Origin of the sequence: Photobacterium sp. Ph5 (assembly GCF_022129445.1) — a bacterium.
Taxonomy (GTDB): domain Bacteria; phylum Pseudomonadota; class Gammaproteobacteria; order Enterobacterales; family Vibrionaceae; genus Photobacterium.
Map to the genome: position 1 here is coordinate 11,322 of NZ_JADQAQ010000005.1, position 19,271 is coordinate 30,592.

The following is a 19,271-nucleotide window of genomic DNA, read 5'->3' on the forward strand; positions in this document are numbered from 1 at the left end:
TCGGATCAACGTTTTCAGCTTCAACTTCAGGTTTTGATTCAGCTTGTGCCTCTGCTTGTTGTGCGGCTTTTCTTGCTTTAGCACGAGCGACGGCAGCAGCGACAGCGGCTTTTTTCGGATCAACGTTTTCAGCTTCAACTTCAGGTTTTGATTCAGCTTGTGCCTCTGCCTGTTGTGCGGCTTTTCTTGCTTTAGCACGGGCAACGGCAGCAGCAACAGCAGCTTTTTTCGGATCAACGTTTTCAGCTATAGGTTCAGGTGCTGATTCAGCTTGTGCCTCTGATTGTTGTGCGGCTTTTCTTGCTTTAGCGCGAGCCACGGCAGCAGCAACAGCGGCTTTCTTAGGATCAACGCTTTCAGTTTCAACTACAGGTTCAGTTGTTGATTCAGCTTGTGCCTCTGATTGTTGTGCGGCTTGTCTTGCTTTAGCACGAGCGACGGCGGCTGCGACAGCATCTTTTTTACTGTCATTTTCAGCAGCGGGTTGGTTACTTGCTGTAGCTTCTTTTTCAGCCTTACGTTCACGAGCTTGACGTTTACGCTCTTCACGTAATTTCGCCATTTCACTGTTATCTGGCAGGCTTTCTGAAGTTGCATCTTGTGCTGAAGCTGCTTGTTTTGCTTTTGCTTTTGCAATCGCTGCTGCAACAGCAGGTTTCACTTCAGTTGTATCTGCTTTAGCGGCTGCTGCTTGTTTGGCTTTTACGCGGGCAATAGCAGCAGCGACTGCATCATCACCCCCAGTTTTCGCCATTTCATCACGACGAGAATCAGCAGCTTTTTTAAAGCGGTTTTCACGCTCTGCTTTATCGCGTTCCATACGAGCTTGTTTGGCTTCAAAGCGCTGGCGAGCACGTTCAGCATTTATTTCATCTTGACTACGAGCCCAGATCTCGGCTTTGGCTTGGCGATAATATTGAACTAAAGGAATTTCACTTGGGCATACATACGCACAAGCACCGCATTCAATGCAGTCTTGTAAGTTGTATTCTTCGCATTTATCGTAGTTTTGATCTTTGGCATACCATTGTAATTGCTGTGGAAGTAATGATGATGGGCAAACATCCGCACAAGCAGAACAACGAATACATGCCATTTCATAGGTATGTAGTGGCAGCTCTTTACGTTTTGGAGCCAGAATACAGTTTGTTATTTTGGTAATTGGAACATTGGAGTGCGGGAGTGTAAATCCCATTAATGATCCACCAATGATCACTCGTGGATGTTTCTTATCTGCTTTATAGCCAAACTTGTCTAATAAATAGGCAATCGGCGTGCCTAGCATGGCAAAAACATTACCACGTTGTTTAAAGGCTTCACCCGTTAACGTTACAACACGCTCAATCAGTGGTTCACCGTCGATAATGGCGCGCTTAATCGCAAAAGCAGTACCTATGTTTTGCATGATAACGCCAACAGAAGTTGAACGTGACTGACTTGGTACTTCTCTGCCAGTTAGGATTTTCACTAACTGCTTTGAGCTACCTGATGGATATTTTGTTGGCACAACACGGATCAGAATGTTGTCTGCTTCGGTGACATGCTGTTCAAGGGCTTTAATTGCTTCAGGTTTGTTATCTTCAATACCGATGATTGTGAGCTTTGGGCTAATAATATGGCGAAGAATACGCACACCTTCGATCACTTCTTCAGCATAATCGCGCATCAGTCGATCATCGGCAGTAATGTATGGCTCACACTCGGCCGCGTTGATAATTAAAATATCGACATTACCTAAACCGCCTTGGAGTTTTCTTGCGGTAGGGAAACCTGCGCCACCTAATCCTGCAATACCACTTAAACGGATTGTTTCGATCAGTTCAGCTGGATCACGATCTTCATAATCTGTATAGGTTGTTTTCTCTCCCCAAGTATCAGTGTGATCGGGGTGAAGCACGATACATAAATCGCTTAAACCTGATGGATGAGCAGTGGTACGTTGCTCAATGGCTATTACTGTACCAGATGTGGGCGCATGAACAGGGACACACATTGCAATGTCGCCTTGTGTCAGAGCTTGACCTTTTTGTACTTTGTCACCAACGGCAACGATAATGTCGCCTTTAGAACCGATATGTTGTTTAAGCGGTAAAACGAGCTCTTGTGGAATGCCAGCACTCACGATAGGTGCTTGATTTGAGATTTTTTTATTTTCAGCGGGATGAATACCGCCATGGAAATCCCACAACTTACCTTGTTTAATTTGTTCAATGATAGATAGCATAACTACGACTCTACCTTTTCTGTACTCGATGCATCACTGATATTTACGACTGGAATTTGGTTTAGCTGCCATTTCCAGTTTTCAGGCGTTTCTTTTACTGGGATCATTTCGATACAGTCAGTAGGGCAGGGGGCAACACAGAGATCACAACCTGTACATTCGTCTTTGATGACTGTATGCATAGATTTAGTGCCGCCAACAATGGCATCGACAGGGCATGCCTGAATGCATTTAGTACAGCCAATACACATGTCTTCATGAATAAAAGCGACTTTTTTAATGCTTTTTTCTGCATCTGGAGCTGAATCAGGAACATCAACACCCATTAAGTCAGCTAATTTTTCTATGGTAACTTGACCGCCAGGAGGACACTTATTGATCACATCGCCATTGGCAATCGCTTCTGCATAAGGGCGACAGCCAGGATAACCACATTGACCACATTGGGTCTGTGGAAGAATATTGTCGATCTGTTCAACGATTGGATCGGCTTCAACTTTAAATTTAACCGAAGCAAAACCAAGAATTAGTCCGAAAATGGCAGCTAGAATAGCAACCGCAATGACTGCGATAAGGATCCCGCTCATTACAATTTCACCAATCCAGTAAAGCCCATAAATGCTAGAGACATAAGTCCAGCTGTGATCATTGCAATGGATGCACCTTTAAAGGGTTCTGGTACATCAGCTGCGGCAATGCGTTCACGCATAGAGGCAAATAAAACAAGCACAAGTGAGAACCCCACGGCAGCACCAAAACCATAAATCACGGATTCAATAAAGTTATGACGCTCATTTATGTTTAATAGGGCAACACCCAGCACAGCACAGTTAGTAGTAATAAGTGGTAGGAAAATACCTAATAAACGATAAAGCGTTGGGCTTGTTTTATGCACGACCATTTCTGTGAATTGCACAACAACGGCAATAACTAAAATAAAGCTAAGTGTGCGTAAGTACTGAATCCCTAATGGATCCAAAATGTAAGTTTCAACAAGATAGGCACACACAGAAGCAAGCGTTAGCACAAAGGTAGTTGCTAAGCCCATTCCAATAGCAGTTTCTAATTTTTTAGATACGCCCATAAAAGGGCATAAGCCTAAAAATTTAACGAGTACAAAGTTGTTAACCAACACAGTACCAATAAGTAATAGGAGGTATTCAGTCATACCGGCTTCATTATTATTGCAAGAGATCTAAACATTATCTGATTTTGTTGCCGTTATAACAACTCCTGAGGCGTAGGGTTTTAGCTATTATTGTGTTTTTCGTAAACACAGAACATGAAATATAAGTTTTTATCTTAATTATTACGTCATTCTTTCGCTGTGTGATCAAAAAACTGCCATTTCCATATAACGCGAAAGTTATCAGCATTTATTTTTGTGTGCATTAAATGTTACTTGTTTGTGTGTGCAAGCCTTAAAGCTTGTGATGATGAGTTAAGTTTTCGCAAAATATGTTTGGATAACTTGTAAAGCTGTTTTAAACCACGTTTTATGTCAGAGGACTTGTGATCATCATGCAAGATGATGACATCATTGAATGAGCATAGGATAGAAATGATGGATATTTTATTATTGAGTAACGGTAAAATTGCGGGCAATACTCATGTGATGGAATTTGCAGGTGATGCGATTGTTGAGCAGGTTAAGCGAACGGGCGCTAAGCATTTTCTTGTTATTCCTTATGCTGTGATTCGTTCAAGCCATGATGATCGTGTTGCTATGGTTCAAGCGACATTTGATCGTTTAGGTCTTGATTGTGTTGCTACTGGTATTCATCAAGCAACTGATCCTGTGAAAGCAATTGAAGAAGCCGAAGGGGTTATTGTTAGTGGTGGTAATACTTGGGTCTTAAATAAAAAACTTCATGACTTAGGTTTAGTTGGACCGCTACGTAAGGCGGTATTAGCGAAAGGTATTCCTTATATTGGTTGGAGTGCAGGTACCAATATTGGTTGTCCAACGATTCGTACCACTAACGATATGCCGATTGTCACTAGTGCAGTGCTAAGCTCACTTAACTTTGTTCCTTTCCAAATAAACCCGCATTATCTAGAAGCGTCAGTTGAAGGCCATATGGGAGAAACCCGTGATGAGCGTATTCAAGAGTTTTTAGAAGTGAATAAGCATGAGCCTGTTGTGGGTATCCCAGAAGGGACATGGCTGCAATTATTAGACGGGAAGTTAAGTTATCACACAGCTAATGGTAAGCCATTAAAATTATTCCATTATGGTGTTGAGCCTGTGTATTTTGAGGCAGGGCAAGATATTCAATTTATGATGGAATATAGCTGTTAAGACATCTGCTACATTGGATGAAAGAAAAGCCAGCATTCGCTGGTTTTTTTGTTTTAGTTATATATAAGCCTACATTTTACATATTTGCATTTAGATGCATATAAAATAAAGCTTGATTTTTAGGATAGTAGATTTGACCTGTGTTTTACTTAGTTACCCACAAAAACTGTGGATAAGTGTGTTGATTTCATCTTGTAAACTTATTTGATAGCGATGACTTGAGTTTATAGACTTTTTATATATAAGGGAGATGTACGATAAAAAGGTACTAATTTCAAACACTATTATTGACTAGATTGATACCTATATGTGTTATTGCTTAGTAAACAGACAAGATGAGGGGATATTTTTCAGTAAGTAAAAACATTGAACAGAATAGGGATAAGCTGTGGATGTAAAGACTAATATTTAATTGTTTGTGAAAAGTTAACGATATAAATCTGGAGTGTATCTTTTAGGGAGAAGCATAATACGTCTTACAACATAGTTGGTCAATTGTTCTAGATTCATTTTTATATGTTATTTTGATGTTTGGATAATAATTTCATAAAAAGAGATAAAAAAGATCAGATATTTTTTAACATTTTTTCTCGTTGTGAAATTCACTGTTTAATTATAAAACGTATAATAGATTAAATAATCAATGAGTTAGGTTTTTATTTTTACGATAGAAAGCATGTGTTTTCTGAAATTCAGAATGATACATAAGTCTAGATTATTTATTCTTTCTTTATATTCACACTGTCACTTTTACCTTGTCCATTATTCTCTTTATGATTCATTCCACATTAAGTTCCTGGATTCGAGTCAGGCCTTTAAACTTATGATTAAGATAAGGGTACTTAATGCTCTACACGTCAAATTTAGCTTAACGTTTTGCTTATAAGTTGAGTTAGCTTGTAACAATGTAATGTTGTTTTGCTTCAATATTAGTTAGTTAAGACCCAAAGGGGGCTATTTACAGACTGTTGTATATAGTTGTGGTCTTTTATTCTGTGAGTCATGTTTGGTGTTCAAGCTCTCAGTGTTTATGTAACTAATATTGGAGCTATTTTTTTATCTGCAATTTAGTTTCTTCATTTCAATGATTTCCAGTAGTTGACATTACTAATGGTCTATCCACAATGTAACCAGTAATTTATTGCTGGATATGTAATTTATGAGCGACTTATTTTCTCTTGCTTCTGAATATTCTCCGTCAGGTGATCAACCTACCGCTATTGCTCAATTGGTTGATGGTTTAGATTCAGGGCTTGCGCACCAAACGTTACTTGGCGTAACAGGTTCAGGTAAAACGTTTACCGTTGCTAATGTTATTGCTCAAGCTAATAGACCGACTCTGATCCTTGCGCCAAATAAAACATTAGCTGCGCAGTTATATGGTGAGATGAAAGAGTTCTTTCCAAATAGCGCCGTAGAATACTTTGTATCCTACTATGACTATTACCAGCCCGAAGCGTATGTGCCTACAACGGACACATTCATTGAAAAGGATGCGTCGGTTAATGCTCATATTGAGCAAATGCGACTATCAGCAACCAAAGCTTTAATGGAAAGACGCGATGTTATTATTATCGCTTCTGTGTCTGCGATTTATGGTTTGGGCGATCCTGATTCTTACTTAAAGATGATGTTGCATGTCAGACGTGGCGATTTCTTAGATCAACGAGACATTCTTCGCCGCCTAGCTGAATTGCAATATACCCGTAATGATATGGCTTTTGAGCGTGGTACTTTTCGCGTTCGAGGGGAAGTGATTGATATTTTCCCAGCAGAGTCTGAAAAAGAAGCGATCCGTCTTGAGTTATTTGATGATGAAGTGGAATGTATTTCATCTTTTGATCCATTAACGGGGAGTATTACGCATCGTGATATGCCACGTACTACTATTTATCCCAAAACGCACTACGTGACGCCACGAGAAAAAATCTTAGACGCGATTGAAGGGATAAAAAAAGAACTGGTTTCACGCAAAGAGCAGTTTTTAGATAACAATAAACTCGTAGAAGAGCAAAGAATTAGTCAGCGTACACAATTTGATATTGAGATGATGAATGAGCTAGGTTTCTGTTCAGGTATTGAAAACTACTCACGTTATCTTAGTGGGCGTGCTGAGGGTGAGCCACCACCAACACTGTTTGATTACTTACCTGCTGATGGCTTACTGATCATTGATGAATCACACGTGACGGTGTCTCAAATTGGCGCAATGTATCGTGGTGATCGTTCTCGCAAAGAAAACTTAGTCGAATATGGATTTCGTCTTCCTTCTGCGCTTGATAACCGACCGATGAAGTTTGAAGAATTTGAATCGTTAGCGCCTCAAACGATTTATGTTTCTGCAACACCAGGTAATTATGAGATTGAAAAGTCGGGGAATGATATCGCAGAGCAAGTAGTACGCCCAACGGGGTTACTTGATCCTGAAATTGAAGTACGTCCTGTTGGTACACAAGTGGACGATTTACTCTCTGAAATTCATATTAGAGAGAAAAAAGGTGAGCGTGTATTGGTTACAACTCTCACTAAGCGTATGGCAGAAGATCTCACTGAATACCTCACAGAGCATGGTGTGAAAGTGCGTTACTTGCACTCAGACATTGATACCGTAGAGCGTGTAGAAATTATTCGCGACTTACGATTAGGTGAGTTTGATGTATTAGTTGGTATTAACTTGTTGCGTGAAGGGCTAGATATGCCTGAAGTATCGTTGGTTGCGATTCTAGATGCAGATAAAGAAGGCTTCTTACGATCTGAACGTTCATTAATACAAACGATTGGTCGAGCAGCTCGTAACATTGAAGGTAGAGCCATTCTTTATGGTGATCGTATAACAGGCTCAATGGAGCGTGCTATTAACGAAACCCAACGCCGTCGTGAAAAACAAATTGAATATAACCTTGAGCACGGTATTACACCTCAGAAGTTGAACAAGAAAATCGGTGATATTCTTGAACTTGGTGCTTCGAGTTCTCGTGGTAAATCGCGAAATAAAGCGGCAGATCTTCACAAAGTGGCAGAAAGTAAAGGAACATATTCAGCGCTTTCTCCACAAGAGCTAGAATCACAAATACAAGTATTGGAAAAGCAAATGTATGACTTTGCACAAAACTTGGAATTTGAACAGGCGGCAGAAACGCGCGATAAGATCCATAAACTAAGACAGCAATTTATCGCCAATAGCTAATTGGTTATATGGCTACTTTTCTTATGAAGCTTGAATTTTAGGCAAAAAAAAGCCAACCGATAAATAGGTTCGGTTGGCGTCATTGTTTTAGTGAAAAAAATCCACAAACAACGTCAGTTGGCTAGGTTGACTCTTAACTTAAGAGTCACGTTATATAAAGCATGTAGTGTGCCAACTTTTTAAAATTGTATTTTTTTATACAATCCTGCGTGTTTCCTGCCTTTGAGTAGCACTTATTTATTTGTACTACAGCACAAATAAAAACAATAATTCGCAAAATGCGAATTAATTTGCAAACCAATATGAGATTATTGAAAAAAGAGAAATCTATCCCCCATATTTTTTTCTATTGATTACAATTAGTTTAAGGGGCTTGTTTTGGGAGGAGCAATGGAGAGCAGAATGCAGCAACGCCAAGTATTAATGGTTGAAGATACAGCGTCAGTTGCGGCCTTGTACAAATCTTACTTAAACCCTCTTGGACTTAATGTAAGCATTGTTGGTACAGGGAAGGAAGCACTGAGCTTTATTCAAGATATTATTCCTGATCTCATTTTATTAGATCTCCGTTTACCTGACATGACGGGAATGGAAGTGCTTGAACGTGTAAGAAAAGAGCATGGTAATGTTCCTGTTGTAATAATGACCGCACATGGTTCTATTGATATAGCTGTTGAAGCTATTCGTTATGGCGCACAAGATTTTTTAATCAAACCTTGTGAGGCAGATCGATTACGCATTACTGTAAACAAAGCACTTAAAGCCGAAAGTAAATCGAATACCAGTAATCAATCTAAACAATCTGATGGAGCACAATACCAAGGATTTATTGGTAATAGTTTACCGATGCAGGCGGTATACCGTGTTATTGAATCTGCTGCTTCAAGTAAAGCAACGGTATTTATCACGGGTGAAAGCGGTACGGGTAAAGAAGTGTGCGCAGAAGCGATCCATGCTGCAAGCCCACGCCATGACAAACCGTTTATAGCTCTAAACTGTGCTGCTATTCCTAAAGATTTAATTGAAAGTGAATTGTTTGGGCATGTCAAAGGTGCCTTCACTGGCGCATCAACAGAACGACAAGGTGCCGTTGAAATGGCACATAATGGTACGCTAATGCTTGATGAGCTCTGTGAAATGGATCTTGATTTGCAAAGTAAATTACTACGATTTATTCAAACAGGAACCTATCAAAAAGTTGGCTCCTCAAAAATGAGCAGTGTTGATGTCCGTTTTGTTTGTGCGACTAATCGAAATCCTTGGGAAGAAGTTCAAGAGGGGCGATTCAGAGAAGATCTTTACTACCGCTTACATGTTATTCCTATCTCTTTACCGCCGTTGCGAGAACGTGGCGGAGATATTATAGAGATTGCTCACGCACTACTAGGTTTGATGTCGTTAGAAGAAGGCAAAAGCTTTAGTCGTTTTTCTGAGCCAGTTTTGCGATTATTTGAGTCCTACTCTTGGCCTGGTAACGTTCGTGAATTGCAGAATGTGATCCGTAATATTGTTGTTTTAAATACTGATGATGAAGTCAAACTTGAAATGGTTCCACCACCTATTAATGCGATTAACGGCGTAGAAATTGCATCTTATCCCAAGGCTATACCTGAAAAAGTACAGAGAGAAAGCCTTGCTGATGAATCTATTTATTCACATGATCATCATAAAAATAAAATAGAGCCGCTCTGGGTTGTAGAAAAAAGAGCGATACAATGGGCGATTGATGCTTGCGATGGCAATATTCCAAGAGCTGCAGGCTTACTTGAAGTAAGTCCATCAACGATATATCGTAAATTGCAATCTTGGCAAGACACTAATGGCAGTGCTAGGGAGATGGATTAAATGGCAACAATGATAAATTCTGAGACAATTAAGCGCCTTGCTGATGAAGTTGGTGAGGATACTGTGTCATTGCTATTAAATGTTTTCAGTGATGAACTAGAACAGTATTCAAAACAATTGTCGGCACATCCTTCTGTTGATCAAATTGGCGAAATAAGTCATGCAATAAAAAGCAGCGCCGCCAGTTTTGGTGCGGATGATTTAGCATTAATGGCACAAGAATGTGAATATCGAGTAAAACAAGGACAAGATGATTGGATGATTGACCATTTGTCTGAATTTAGACAAATGGTCGAAGGTATGGTGGTTGAATATAAGCAATTAGCTGGAAGCAATGAGCTTATCAACCGCATGCTTTAACTTGTCTCGGTCATGTCGCCACTCATGATTACTGGATGCAAGATCTTCAATTTGTAGATTAAATTTATTATTTAAATCTGTATGAAGTTTATCCGTTAATATTGTGTCTATCTTGCGTCCATTCATTGCTCTTTCGCACCAATGTAGCATTGTCTCTAGTGGCATTTTACCTGCTGGACCATGCTCTTTATCTAGGTTAGTAATAAATACAATTTGCGCATTACTGTTTTTTAACGCGATACCTAAGTCACGTAACAGTAAGGTTGGCATAACGCTTGTTAAGAAACTACCAGGGCCGAGTAATATTAAATCAGCTTGATTAATAGCATTTAATGCTTCTTTTGTTGCTGGCACTGCTGGTTCAAGATAAAGGCGTTTAGGTATTTCTTGTAATTCATCAACACTGGTTTCACCATTTATAATCTCGCCACTGTAGGTTATTGCAGCAAGATCTGATGGATGCTCTGACATTGGAATGATCTGAGTTTCAACATTTAACATATCTCGGATCAGGTTAATGGCATCAAGTGGGCGAATCGAGAGGTTGTCTAATGCCGTTAGCATTAAATTACCTAGGTTATGACCATTCAGCTCACCATTACCTTTAAAACGGTATTCAAAAATCATCGAACCAATCGAGGGCTCTGTAATTAATTGATTGATACAGTTGCGCATATCGCCCCAAGCTATGCCGCCTTGGCAAGCCCTAATACGACCCGTTGAACCACCGTTATCTGTAGTTGCAACAATTCCCGTTACTTTTGAGCCGTAACAAGAAAGAGAGGATAAGATCCGTCCTAGGCCATGACCGCCACCGATAGCAACAATATTCTTTTTCAATTTATCTGCCTTAAGCATAGTGTTGGCTTTATTATATATTTATAAGCAATTAGGTTACCAAAGAAAGCATTCTGTTGCATTTGTTGCAGTGTAAATTATCTGTAATATCTCACATAAAAAAATTAGTGGCTTGTTTTGATCATACTCATTAAATAATCGTAAGTGTTTAAACAGGTTGGTTTATTAAGTAAATTCTGTTTATCTATGGTCGGTAGTGGCAATATTTCTAACCAGCGCTGACATAACCAACTGAGATTATTGAAGTCTTTGCATTTATAGAGTTCATCAAGATCAGGGAATTTTTCAAACATTTTCTTCAGCCGAATCGCAAGTAATTGTTGCTCTTTATTGATAGCGATCTCTTCCCAACAGGGTAGAGATGTTGTCTCTCCCCAAAATACACCATCTGTTGTTTGTTTTATCGACTGGATCTTAAAGTTATTATGGCCTGAAACGGTGAGTTTTATTAACGGAGACTCTCGATCTTGGTTGAAATCATCAATTGTGACACGGGTACCGATATGAAATAAATGTTGAGCTTCTTTTTTATCGCTATACATACAGATCCCCAACCCATCTTTTGATGCAAGTACCGCTTTTAAGGTTGGTGTCTGATCTACTGGTGAGATATAGATTTGCATCCGACCAGTAGGAAGAACATGGCGCTTTTGAAAAAGTAGCGGTAATACTTTAGCCATAATGAACTCCACAGTAAGATTTGCAATGCCTAGTTATATAGACAATGCAAAACTAATGCCGACTAAAAGTTCAGGCGTTCATCTGGCTTTGTCATTGACTTTATAATCTTTTTAATCAAACTGCGACGCTTCTTCATTTTATTTTAAATCAGTAAGACTTATTATTCATTGCAGTTTGAAAACCAATATTTGCAAATCACATTCTTCCTGTGTCATTTTTGACGCTCAATTATTGATAACGCAGTATCAGTCGGAAGCAGTTCTAAATGGCCTAATTCATCAAAATACCAACCTTTGATCAGTCCTTTATCACGCATGTCTATAAAACCATCAATGACTTGCTGTGCAGCATTTTGTGCTGAGTCTGCATCAATACCGTCTTCTCGTTGTAAATAGAGTGCAATATCTTCGATTGAAGCTGATTCCATTATATTTGCCATAATACCCTCACTTTTATTAGTAAATTGCGGCTTAAATTATTAACTAGTATTGTCGTGATCCTACTCGAAAGGTAGAATACAGACTGTTTTTTTCCGTTATTTGTCAAATATGGAAAAACTCTGATACTTTTATATATAAGAAATGCTGTTGTGTAATATTCTCTCAAGGATTGATTTGCTTTGCATAACTGCCATAACTCCGAGCATTTTTCACTAAGTTGCTAAGTGATGTTGGACGTTTATATATACGTTCAAAAGTTGATAGGTGATTAATGCCAGTGACGATTTGTCACCAGGGTTGATTTAGAAATGAATTGACCTCCCGTATTTGGAAAGGTGTTCCGTGGCGAAACAATTAGAAGATAGTTTCCATCGCAAGTTTTACTACTTGCGACTTTCAGTTACAGATGTCTGTAACTTCAAATGTACCTATTGCTTGCCAGATGGCTACCATCCAACAGAAAAGAAAAAACCTTCCTTTCTAACATTGGATGAAATTCAGCGAGTTGCTTCTGCGTTTGCAGAATGTGGAACCAGTAAAATACGTATCACCGGTGGTGAGCCGAGTTTACGTCGAGATTTTACTGAGATCATCAAGACTGTGGCTGAAATCCCTGGGATCAATAAAGTCGCGACAACCACTAATGGTTATCGTATGGCTAAACACGTCCACGAATGGCGTGATGCTGGCTTAACGCATATCAATGTAAGTGTTGATAGTCTTGATCCTAAGATGTTTTATCAAATTACCGGTGAGAATATGTTCCATCAGGTAATGGATGGCATTGATGCCGCTTTTGATGCTGGCTTTGAGCAAGTTAAAATCAATACGGTCCTCCTAAAAGATCTTAATTCACAAGAACTCCCTAAATTTTTAGAGTGGATTAAAACTCGTCCAATTCAATTACGTTTTATCGAATTGATGCAAACTGGCGAAATGGACAGTCTTTTTCAAAATCATCACCTTTCAGGGGTGAGTATTCGTAATCATTTGATCGCTAATGGTTGGCTACTGAAAATAAAAGGTAGTAATGACGGTCCAGCACAAGTTTTTTGTCACCCCGATTATATGGGCGAAATTGGCTTGATCATGCCTTACGAAAAGAATTTCTGTCAAAGTTGCAACCGTTTACGTATTTCTGCGAAAGGCAAGCTACATCTTTGTTTGTTTGGTGAACAAGGTGTTGAATTACGCGATTTACTTGCAAGTGATGATCAAAAAGAATCATTAATTGCACGTATTCAAGCAGGGCTAGGTGAAAAAGCGGTTAGCCATTTCTTGGATGAAGGTAAAACGGGTATGACGCCAAACCTAGCATCTATTGGCGGTTAATTCAGTCTACTTTTCCTAATTTTAGTGAGCTTAGTTGAGAAGACGTCTCAACTAAGCTTCGTATCGCTTCGTTGAGGAACGATTAAATAATGAACCAATTTACACATATTAATGCATCTGGTGAAGCTAACATGGTTGATGTTTCTGCTAAAGCGGAAACCGTTCGTGAAGCTCGTGCAGAAGCTTTTGTTCATATGGCAGCAGAAACGTTAGAGCTGATTGTATCAGGTCAGCATCATAAAGGTGATGTGTTCGCAACTGCGCGTATTGCTGGCATTCAAGCGGCAAAAAAAACCTGGGATCTGATCCCACTTTGTCATCCGCTACTCCTTTCGAAAGTAGAAGTACAGTTAGAAGCGATTCCTGCTGAAAACAAAGTGCGTATTGAGTCTTGTTGTAAGCTAGCGGGTAAGACTGGTGTGGAGATGGAAGCATTAACAGCAGCTTCTGTTGCTGCATTAACGATTTACGATATGTGTAAAGCGGTACAAAAAGATATGGTGATTAGCCAAGTGCGTCTGTTAGAAAAAACAGGCGGTAAATCAGGTCACTTTAAGGTAGAAGCATGATTAAGGTTCTCTTTTTTGCACAAGTGAAAGAACTTGTAGGTATTGATAGCCTTGAAGTTGATGCAATTTACTCTACTGCTGATACGTTGCGTGCGGCATTGGCAACACGTGGCGACAAATGGCAATTGGCATTAGAATCAGGCAAGTTACTTGTTGCTGTCAATCAAACTATTTGTTCACTAGATACGCCATTAACCGATGGTGATGAAGTAGCATTTTTTCCACCAGTAACAGGGGGATAAGTGATGATTTCTGTTCAGTTTGATGATTTCTCGGTTGCTGATGAATATGAAAAATTAGCGGAAGGCACTGAAGCTGGCGCTGTTGTAACTTTTATCGGTAAAGTACGTGACTTTAATCAAGGTGATGCCGTGACCGGGCTATCTTTAGAGCATTACCCTGGAATGACGGAAAAATCGCTTCAAGAGATCGTTGATCAAGCATGCCAACGTTGGCCATTGCTGAAAACACGAGTTATTCATCGTGTTGGTGATTTAGCATTGGGCGATCAAATTGTTTTTGTGGGTGTAACAAGTGCTCACCGTGGCGCTGCTTTTGAAGCGTGCGAGTTCATTATGGATTTTTTAAAAACCCGTGCGCCATTTTGGAAAAAAGAACAAACACCAGAGCAAAGTCGTTGGGTAGATGCTCGAGAAACAGATACTTCAGCTGCTGATCGCTGGAAATAAGCGCATAAATTAAAAGAAAAGGAGCCGAAAGGCTCCTTTTTTATTTATAAAATAGCAGATTATTCTAGGTTATTGCGATTTGTCACTCTTCTTGTTCTTATCACGTGGTATCACACTTGATGGAACGTAATTAGGGCGAAAACGTGATGGGCTTGGGCGTGACGCACAACCTACTGGTCTCATAGGATACTCTTAAAAATTAAATAGAGGGGTTATTCTTCAATCTTTGCTAAATAAAGCATAAATACTTTACATTAATAATATTACCCCTCTTTTTTATGTTTTGTATGTTAATAATGTAGATAAATATGTCGATATAATAAAAATATCTATCAGCATGATTGTTAATTGTTTTTAGTTATTTAAATAATCATAAAAGAAACTTTTATGGCAGATTAGAAGCGAATTGTGTAGATGTGTGCCATATTTTAATTGCGGTTAGTTATTAAATAGAAATTGATTGCTGGTGTTAGACCAAGTAGGAAAAGTGGTAATTGAGGTTCACTGGCATAGCTTGACAGCGGAGGGTTCAATGAAGCACAGACGCGTAACCAATAAAAAAATGAAGCAAATTATGCATGATATTGGTATGACAGATCAGCCCGAGGATGATGAGTCTCAATTGTTATTAGAGCAAAGAGAACAATCAGTAAATGTAGATAAACAATTGATTAAATTAGATAGCGAAAATAAGTAATTCCCATACAAATTTTGAACAAAAAAACATCGATAGTATCGGTGTTTTTTTTTGTCTGAAATTTAATTGTAAATAAAATGTTATTGTTTGGTGTTTATTGTTTGGTTTTTTGAGCTGATAATGTGATCTTGTGTGAATAATATAGCTGTTAATTGACCTATATAATAGTTATTTATAGTGTTATTTACTGTTAATTAAGAGTTTATGGAGATGAAAATTTGGAAGATAAGTTGTTATTAGTATTTATAACTTAACTATAACTAATTTATCAGCATAAAATCACTTTTAAATGTTAAAATATGGTAAAAATATTTATATTCTGGTAACGTTTTGAATAATTCTTCGGTTTGATTGGTCGGTTTTAAGGTAAAAGCTAACCAATGTAGCTACTTATAGATAGCCAGGTGAAGAACGTCACGGACGTAATAAACTGATGTATTGGAGTAATGCATGTACAAGAATAAAATCACACAGGCACTCATGATGAGTGCTAGTTTTGCTGTTGCCGCCACTTCTTTTTCCTCTTTTGCGGCACAAGTTCCTTCAGATGTAAAACTTGCAGATAAGCAAGAACTTGTTCGCGGTAATGGAACAGAGCCAGAATCGCTAGATCCTCAAAAAGTATCAGGTGTACCTGAATCAAATGTTATTCGCGATTTACTTGAAGGGTTAGTCAACCAAGATAGTAAAGGTAACTTAGTACCTGGTGCGGCGAAGTCGTGGGAAACTGCAGATAATAAAACGTGGATCTTCCACCTTCGTGAAGATGCAAAATGGTCTAATGGCGATCCTGTAACAGCTGAAGATTTTGTTTATACATGGCGTCGTTTAGCGGATCCAAAAACAGCATCTCCTTACGCGTCATATATTCAAATGACAACAATGGCAAACGCTGAGGATATTATTGCAGGGAAAAAACCAGCAGATACATTAGGTGTTGAAGCGGTTGATGCACATACTTTAAAAGTAACATTGGATAAGCCAGTATCTTACTTTGCATCGATGCTTGTTCACACTTCAATGAAACCAGTAAACCAAAAAACGGTTGAAAAGTTTGGTGATGATTGGACGAAAGTAGGTAATTACGTATCTAATGGCGCATACAAGTTAGATAAGTGGGTTGTTAACGAGCGTATTGTGTTAACTCGTAATGAAAATTACTGGGACAACAAAGATACGGTTATTAATAAAGTAACGTTTTTGCCAATTGAAAACCAAGTTGCAGCAATGAACCGCTTCTTAGCGGGTGAGTTAGATATGACGTATGAAATGCCAAACGAGCACTTTAAACGTCTGCAAAAAGAATACCCACAAGATGTGAAGGTAACGCCATATCTATGTTCGTACTACTACGAATTTAATATGACACGTAAACCTTTTGATGATGCAAACGTACGTAAAGCACTGTCATATGCGATTGATCGTGATGTACTGGCGAAGTTTATTGTAGGTAAAGGCGAAACGCCTGCTTACAACTTTACACCATTGGCAACCAATGGTTTAGATGTTGATATGCCTGAGTATTCGAAGCTTGATCAAAAGCAACGCTTAGCGAAAGCAAAAGAGCTATTGAAAGCGTCGGGTTATGATCAAAATAATCCTCTGAAATTTAGCCTGCTTTACAACACATCTGAAAACCACAAGAAAGTGGCTGTTGCGATAGCTTCCATGTGGAAAAAAGGCTTAGGTGTTACTGCGATGCTAGAAAACCAAGAATGGAAGAGCTACCTCGATGCTAAACGTCAGGGTAACTTTGATGTTTCACGTGCCGGTTGGTGTGGTGATTACAATGAAGCGTCAACATTCCTAGCAATTATGCGAAGTGATCACTCACAAAACTACCCGAAATATTCAAGTGCTGATTACGATAAAGCAATTGATGATGCGGTACTAGCAACAACAGATGCGCAGCGTTCTGCTGATTATAAACTGGCTGAATCAAAGCTTGCTGCAGATATGCCTATCATGCCTATTTATCACTATGTTAATGCTCGCTTGGTTAACCCTCAATTAGGTGGTTACCCAATGGAAAACCCTGAAGATAACATTTACTCAAAAGATATGTACTTCACAGCGAAATAATTCGCAATAAATAAAAATAATAATATGCAGCCTTCGGGAGTGAAGGCTGCTTTTGCACTCACAGCAATGACACGGTAGCGTTTATGTTTAAATTTATAGCTAAACGGATTTTAGAAGCCATACCGACCTTATTGGTATTGATCACGATTTCCTTTTTTTTGATGCGCTTTGCTCCTGGTAATCCTTTTTCAAGTGATCGTCCTCTTCCTCCTGAGGTTATGGCAAATATCGAAGCGAAATATGGTTTAGATAAACCAGTTTTAGAACAATACACCACTTATCTTGGCAATATTGTCCAAGGGGATTTTGGGCCTTCTTTTAAATATAAAGATTTCACTGTTAACGAGTTGGTGGCAAAAGCCTTACCTGTTTCAGCAAAAATTGGCTTTTTTGCCTTTATTTTTGCGTTGGTGATGGGGGTAACTGTTGGCACTATTGCAGCGTTGAAACAAAATACCTGGCTCGATTATACAATCATGTCTACTGCGATGGCGGGGGTGGTCATGCCGTCCTTCATTCTCGCACCTGTTCTTATCTACATATTCTCGATTAAGCTGCAGTGGCTACCTGCTGGTGGTTGGCAAGACGGTTCAACTAAATTCATTTTGTTACCAATGTTTGGTATGGCGTTGTTATATGTTGCCACGTTTGCCCGTATTACTCGTGGTAGCATGATTGAAACGTTAAACAGTAACTTCATTCGTACTGCGCGTGCGAAAGGCTTAAGTTATCCTTATATTGTCATTAAACATGCGTTAAAACCTGCACTTCTTCCTGTTGTTTCGTATATGGGACCTGCTTTTGTTGGCATCATTACAGGCTCTGTCGTTATCGAAACCATTTTTGGTTTACCGGGTATTGGTAAGTTATTCGTTAATGCAGCGTTTAACCGTGACTATTCTTTAGTACTTGGTATTACTATTTTGATTGGTTCATTAACCATTATCTTTAACGCCATTGTGGATATTGTTCTCGCAACAATTGATCCTAAGATCCGTTACTAAGAGGCTAATAATTATGATGTTAATGAAAAAAGATAGTGTAGAAGCCTTAGAGAACTTTTCAGAAAACTTGGAAATTGAAGGCCGTAGTTTATGGCAAGATGCGCGTGTGCGTTTCATGCGAAATAAAGCGGCAATGATTTCTTTAGCTATTTTATTCTTAATTACCTTTGCCGTTATTTTTGGCCCAATGTTTAGCCAATATGCGTTTGATGATACTGACTGGTATGCGTTACATGCCGCGCCATCATTCGGTGCTGAAGGACACTTTTTTGGTACTGATAGTTTGGGGCGGGATTTATATACTCGAACCCTTATTGGTGGGCGTATCTCACTGATGGTCGGGATTTTAGGTGCATTAGTCGCGGTGGTGATTGGTACGCTATATGGTGCAGCATCGGGATTCATTGGCGGTCGAACTGATCGCATTATGATGCGTATTCTAGAGATTTTATATTCAATCCCATTTATGTTTTTCGTGATTGTTTTAGTGACGTTTTTTGGTCGTAACATCATGTTGATCTTTATTGCGATTGGTGCCATTTCATGGCTCGACATGGCCCGTATTGTTCGCGGTCAAACCCTGTCTTTACGTGGCAAAGAGTTTATTGAAGCGGCACATGTTTGTGGCGTGAGTCGCTGGCGTATTATCACTCGTCATATTGTGCCTAACGTATTAGGTATTGTGGCGGTTTACTCAACATTACTTGTTCCGTCAATGATTCTGACTGAATCCTTTCTTAGCTTCCTTGGTTTAGGGGTACAAGAGCCGATGACTAGTTGGGGAGCACTGTTACAAGAAGGATCGCAAACAATGGAAGTGGCTATTTGGCAGTTGATATTCCCAGCAAGTTTCATGGTTGTGACATTGTTCTGTTTTAACTACGTGGGTGATGGTCTACGTGACGCATTAGATCCAAAAGATAGATAAGAGGGTGAAGCAAGGCAAGAAACAAAATGGTTAACAATAATAAAGTTTCCAATGCTTAGTTTCATTTATAAGG

The 19,271-nt window shown here is 39.1% G+C and carries 18 protein-coding genes and 1 riboswitch; of the genes, 12 read left to right on the forward strand and 6 right to left on the reverse strand.

The features are described from left to right. The 3 genes from rsxC to rsxA form a co-directional block, all read right to left on the reverse strand. A partial coding sequence (gene rsxC / locus I3259_RS03180) for an electron transport complex subunit RsxC (RefSeq protein ID WP_238028297.1) occupies positions 1 to 2,224 on the reverse strand: 2,224 nt, incomplete at its 3' end. 2 nt (positions 2,225 to 2,226) lie between these two features. Further along, entirely contained in the window at positions 2,227 to 2,811 is a 585-nt protein-coding gene (rsxB, locus tag I3259_RS03185) for an electron transport complex subunit RsxB (RefSeq protein WP_238028298.1), read from the reverse strand. Continuing rightward, the gene (gene rsxA / locus I3259_RS03190) at positions 2,811 to 3,392 is read right to left on the reverse strand and encodes an electron transport complex subunit RsxA (RefSeq protein WP_008987552.1); all 582 of its coding nucleotides are present in this window, start codon (positions 3,390 to 3,392) and stop codon (positions 2,811 to 2,813) included. The genes rsxB and rsxA overlap by 1 nt, the downstream gene beginning before the upstream one ends. Before the next feature lie 396 nt (positions 3,393 to 3,788). Here rsxA and pepE point away from each other — a divergent pair, with 396 nt between their 5' ends. The 4 genes from pepE to I3259_RS03210 all read left to right on the forward strand — a co-directional run bounded on the left by pepE (position 3,789) and on the right by I3259_RS03210 (position 9,918). Then, positions 3,789 to 4,526, forward strand: a complete 738-nt coding sequence (gene pepE / locus I3259_RS03195; protein WP_238028299.1) for a dipeptidase PepE — start codon at positions 3,789 to 3,791, stop codon at positions 4,524 to 4,526. A 1,159-nt stretch (positions 4,527 to 5,685) separates the two neighbouring features. Then, complete coding sequence (uvrB, locus tag I3259_RS03200; RefSeq protein WP_238028300.1) at positions 5,686 to 7,713, forward strand: excinuclease ABC subunit UvrB; 2,028 nt, start codon at positions 5,686 to 5,688, stop codon at positions 7,711 to 7,713. Between the two features lie 390 nt (positions 7,714 to 8,103). Further along, complete coding sequence (gene luxO / locus I3259_RS03205) at positions 8,104 to 9,558, forward strand: quorum-sensing sigma-54 dependent transcriptional regulator LuxO (RefSeq protein WP_238028301.1); 1,455 nt, start codon at positions 8,104 to 8,106, stop codon at positions 9,556 to 9,558. Further along, positions 9,559 to 9,918 (forward strand): Hpt domain-containing protein, encoded by a 360-nt coding sequence (locus I3259_RS03210; RefSeq protein ID WP_238028302.1) that lies wholly within the window; start codon positions 9,559 to 9,561, stop codon positions 9,916 to 9,918. Here I3259_RS03210 and yvcK read toward each other — a convergent pair. The 3 genes from yvcK to I3259_RS03225 form a co-directional block, all read right to left on the reverse strand. Next, a complete protein-coding gene (yvcK, locus tag I3259_RS03215; protein ID WP_238028303.1) occupies positions 9,880 to 10,776 on the reverse strand; it encodes a uridine diphosphate-N-acetylglucosamine-binding protein YvcK in 897 nt (298 codons plus the stop codon). The two genes, I3259_RS03210 and yvcK, sit on opposite strands and share 39 nt — an antisense overlap. A gap of 104 nt (positions 10,777 to 10,880) precedes the next feature. Further along, positions 10,881 to 11,456 (reverse strand): LON peptidase substrate-binding domain-containing protein, encoded by a 576-nt coding sequence (locus I3259_RS03220; protein WP_238028304.1) that lies wholly within the window; start codon positions 11,454 to 11,456, stop codon positions 10,881 to 10,883. Positions 11,457 to 11,668: 212 nt separating this feature from the next. Continuing rightward, a complete protein-coding gene (locus I3259_RS03225; RefSeq protein WP_238028305.1) occupies positions 11,669 to 11,896 on the reverse strand; it encodes a hypothetical protein in 228 nt (75 codons plus the stop codon). A 185-nt stretch (positions 11,897 to 12,081) separates the two neighbouring features. Then, positions 12,082 to 12,251: riboswitch (molybdenum cofactor riboswitch) on the forward strand. Here I3259_RS03225 and moaA point away from each other — a divergent pair. From moaA to oppC, 8 genes are all read left to right on the forward strand, one after another. Continuing rightward, positions 12,225 to 13,229 carry a GTP 3',8-cyclase MoaA gene (gene moaA / locus I3259_RS03230; protein ID WP_238028306.1) on the forward strand — a complete coding sequence of 335 codons (1,005 nt, stop codon included), beginning with the start codon at positions 12,225 to 12,227 and terminating at the stop codon, positions 13,227 to 13,229. Its footprint overlaps the riboswitch before it by 27 nt. 89 nt (positions 13,230 to 13,318) lie before the next feature. Next, complete coding sequence (gene moaC / locus I3259_RS03235; RefSeq protein WP_005368821.1) at positions 13,319 to 13,798, forward strand: cyclic pyranopterin monophosphate synthase MoaC; 480 nt, start codon at positions 13,319 to 13,321, stop codon at positions 13,796 to 13,798. Beyond that, the gene (gene moaD / locus I3259_RS03240; protein WP_238028307.1) at positions 13,795 to 14,040 is read left to right on the forward strand and encodes a molybdopterin synthase sulfur carrier subunit; all 246 of its coding nucleotides are present in this window, start codon (positions 13,795 to 13,797) and stop codon (positions 14,038 to 14,040) included. The genes moaC and moaD overlap by 4 nt, the downstream gene beginning before the upstream one ends. Positions 14,041 to 14,043: 3 nt before the next feature. Next, a complete protein-coding gene (moaE, locus tag I3259_RS03245; protein ID WP_238028379.1) occupies positions 14,044 to 14,487 on the forward strand; it encodes a molybdopterin synthase catalytic subunit MoaE in 444 nt (147 codons plus the stop codon). 532 nt (positions 14,488 to 15,019) lie between these two features. Beyond that, a complete protein-coding gene (locus I3259_RS03250) occupies positions 15,020 to 15,184 on the forward strand; it encodes a hypothetical protein (RefSeq protein ID WP_238028308.1) in 165 nt (54 codons plus the stop codon). 450 nt (positions 15,185 to 15,634) lie between these two features. Next, complete coding sequence (locus I3259_RS03255) at positions 15,635 to 17,266, forward strand: ABC transporter substrate-binding protein (protein WP_238028309.1); 1,632 nt, start codon at positions 15,635 to 15,637, stop codon at positions 17,264 to 17,266. 83 nt (positions 17,267 to 17,349) lie between these two features. Continuing rightward, positions 17,350 to 18,270 carry an oligopeptide ABC transporter permease OppB gene (gene oppB, locus I3259_RS03260; RefSeq protein ID WP_238028310.1) on the forward strand — a complete coding sequence of 307 codons (921 nt, stop codon included), beginning with the start codon at positions 17,350 to 17,352 and terminating at the stop codon, positions 18,268 to 18,270. A gap of 16 nt (positions 18,271 to 18,286) precedes the next feature. Then, on the forward strand, positions 18,287 to 19,198 hold the full coding sequence (gene oppC / locus I3259_RS03265; RefSeq protein ID WP_238028380.1) for an oligopeptide ABC transporter permease OppC: 912 nt from the start codon (positions 18,287 to 18,289) through the stop codon (positions 19,196 to 19,198). The last annotated feature ends 73 nt before the right edge of the window (positions 19,199 to 19,271 follow it).

What these genes read in the sequence shown, in the direction of transcription:
- rsxB (WP_238028298.1), bottom strand. Translation starts at nt 2,811, where the DNA reads ATGAGCGGGATCCTTATCGCAGTCATTGCGGTTGCTATTCTAGCTGCC.
- rsxA (WP_008987552.1), bottom strand. Translation starts at nt 3,392, where the DNA reads ATGACTGAATACCTCCTATTACTTATTGGTACTGTGTTGGTTAACAAC.
- pepE (WP_238028299.1), top strand. Translation starts at nt 3,789, where the DNA reads ATGGATATTTTATTATTGAGTAACGGTAAAATTGCGGGCAATACTCAT.
- uvrB (WP_238028300.1), top strand. Translation starts at nt 5,686, where the DNA reads ATGAGCGACTTATTTTCTCTTGCTTCTGAATATTCTCCGTCAGGTGAT.
- luxO (WP_238028301.1), top strand. Translation starts at nt 8,104, where the DNA reads ATGGAGAGCAGAATGCAGCAACGCCAAGTATTAATGGTTGAAGATACA.
- I3259_RS03210 (WP_238028302.1), top strand. Translation starts at nt 9,559, where the DNA reads ATGGCAACAATGATAAATTCTGAGACAATTAAGCGCCTTGCTGATGAA.
- yvcK (WP_238028303.1), bottom strand. Translation starts at nt 10,776, where the DNA reads ATGCTTAAGGCAGATAAATTGAAAAAGAATATTGTTGCTATCGGTGGC.
- I3259_RS03220 (WP_238028304.1), bottom strand. Translation starts at nt 11,456, where the DNA reads ATGGCTAAAGTATTACCGCTACTTTTTCAAAAGCGCCATGTTCTTCCT.
- I3259_RS03225 (WP_238028305.1), bottom strand. Translation starts at nt 11,896, where the DNA reads ATGGCAAATATAATGGAATCAGCTTCAATCGAAGATATTGCACTCTAT.
- moaC (WP_005368821.1), top strand. Translation starts at nt 13,319, where the DNA reads ATGAACCAATTTACACATATTAATGCATCTGGTGAAGCTAACATGGTT.
- moaD (WP_238028307.1), top strand. Translation starts at nt 13,795, where the DNA reads ATGATTAAGGTTCTCTTTTTTGCACAAGTGAAAGAACTTGTAGGTATT.
- moaE (WP_238028379.1), top strand. Translation starts at nt 14,044, where the DNA reads ATGATTTCTGTTCAGTTTGATGATTTCTCGGTTGCTGATGAATATGAA.
- I3259_RS03250 (WP_238028308.1), top strand. Translation starts at nt 15,020, where the DNA reads ATGAAGCACAGACGCGTAACCAATAAAAAAATGAAGCAAATTATGCAT.
- I3259_RS03255 (WP_238028309.1), top strand. Translation starts at nt 15,635, where the DNA reads ATGTACAAGAATAAAATCACACAGGCACTCATGATGAGTGCTAGTTTT.
- oppB (WP_238028310.1), top strand. Translation starts at nt 17,350, where the DNA reads ATGTTTAAATTTATAGCTAAACGGATTTTAGAAGCCATACCGACCTTA.
- oppC (WP_238028380.1), top strand. Translation starts at nt 18,287, where the DNA reads ATGTTAATGAAAAAAGATAGTGTAGAAGCCTTAGAGAACTTTTCAGAA.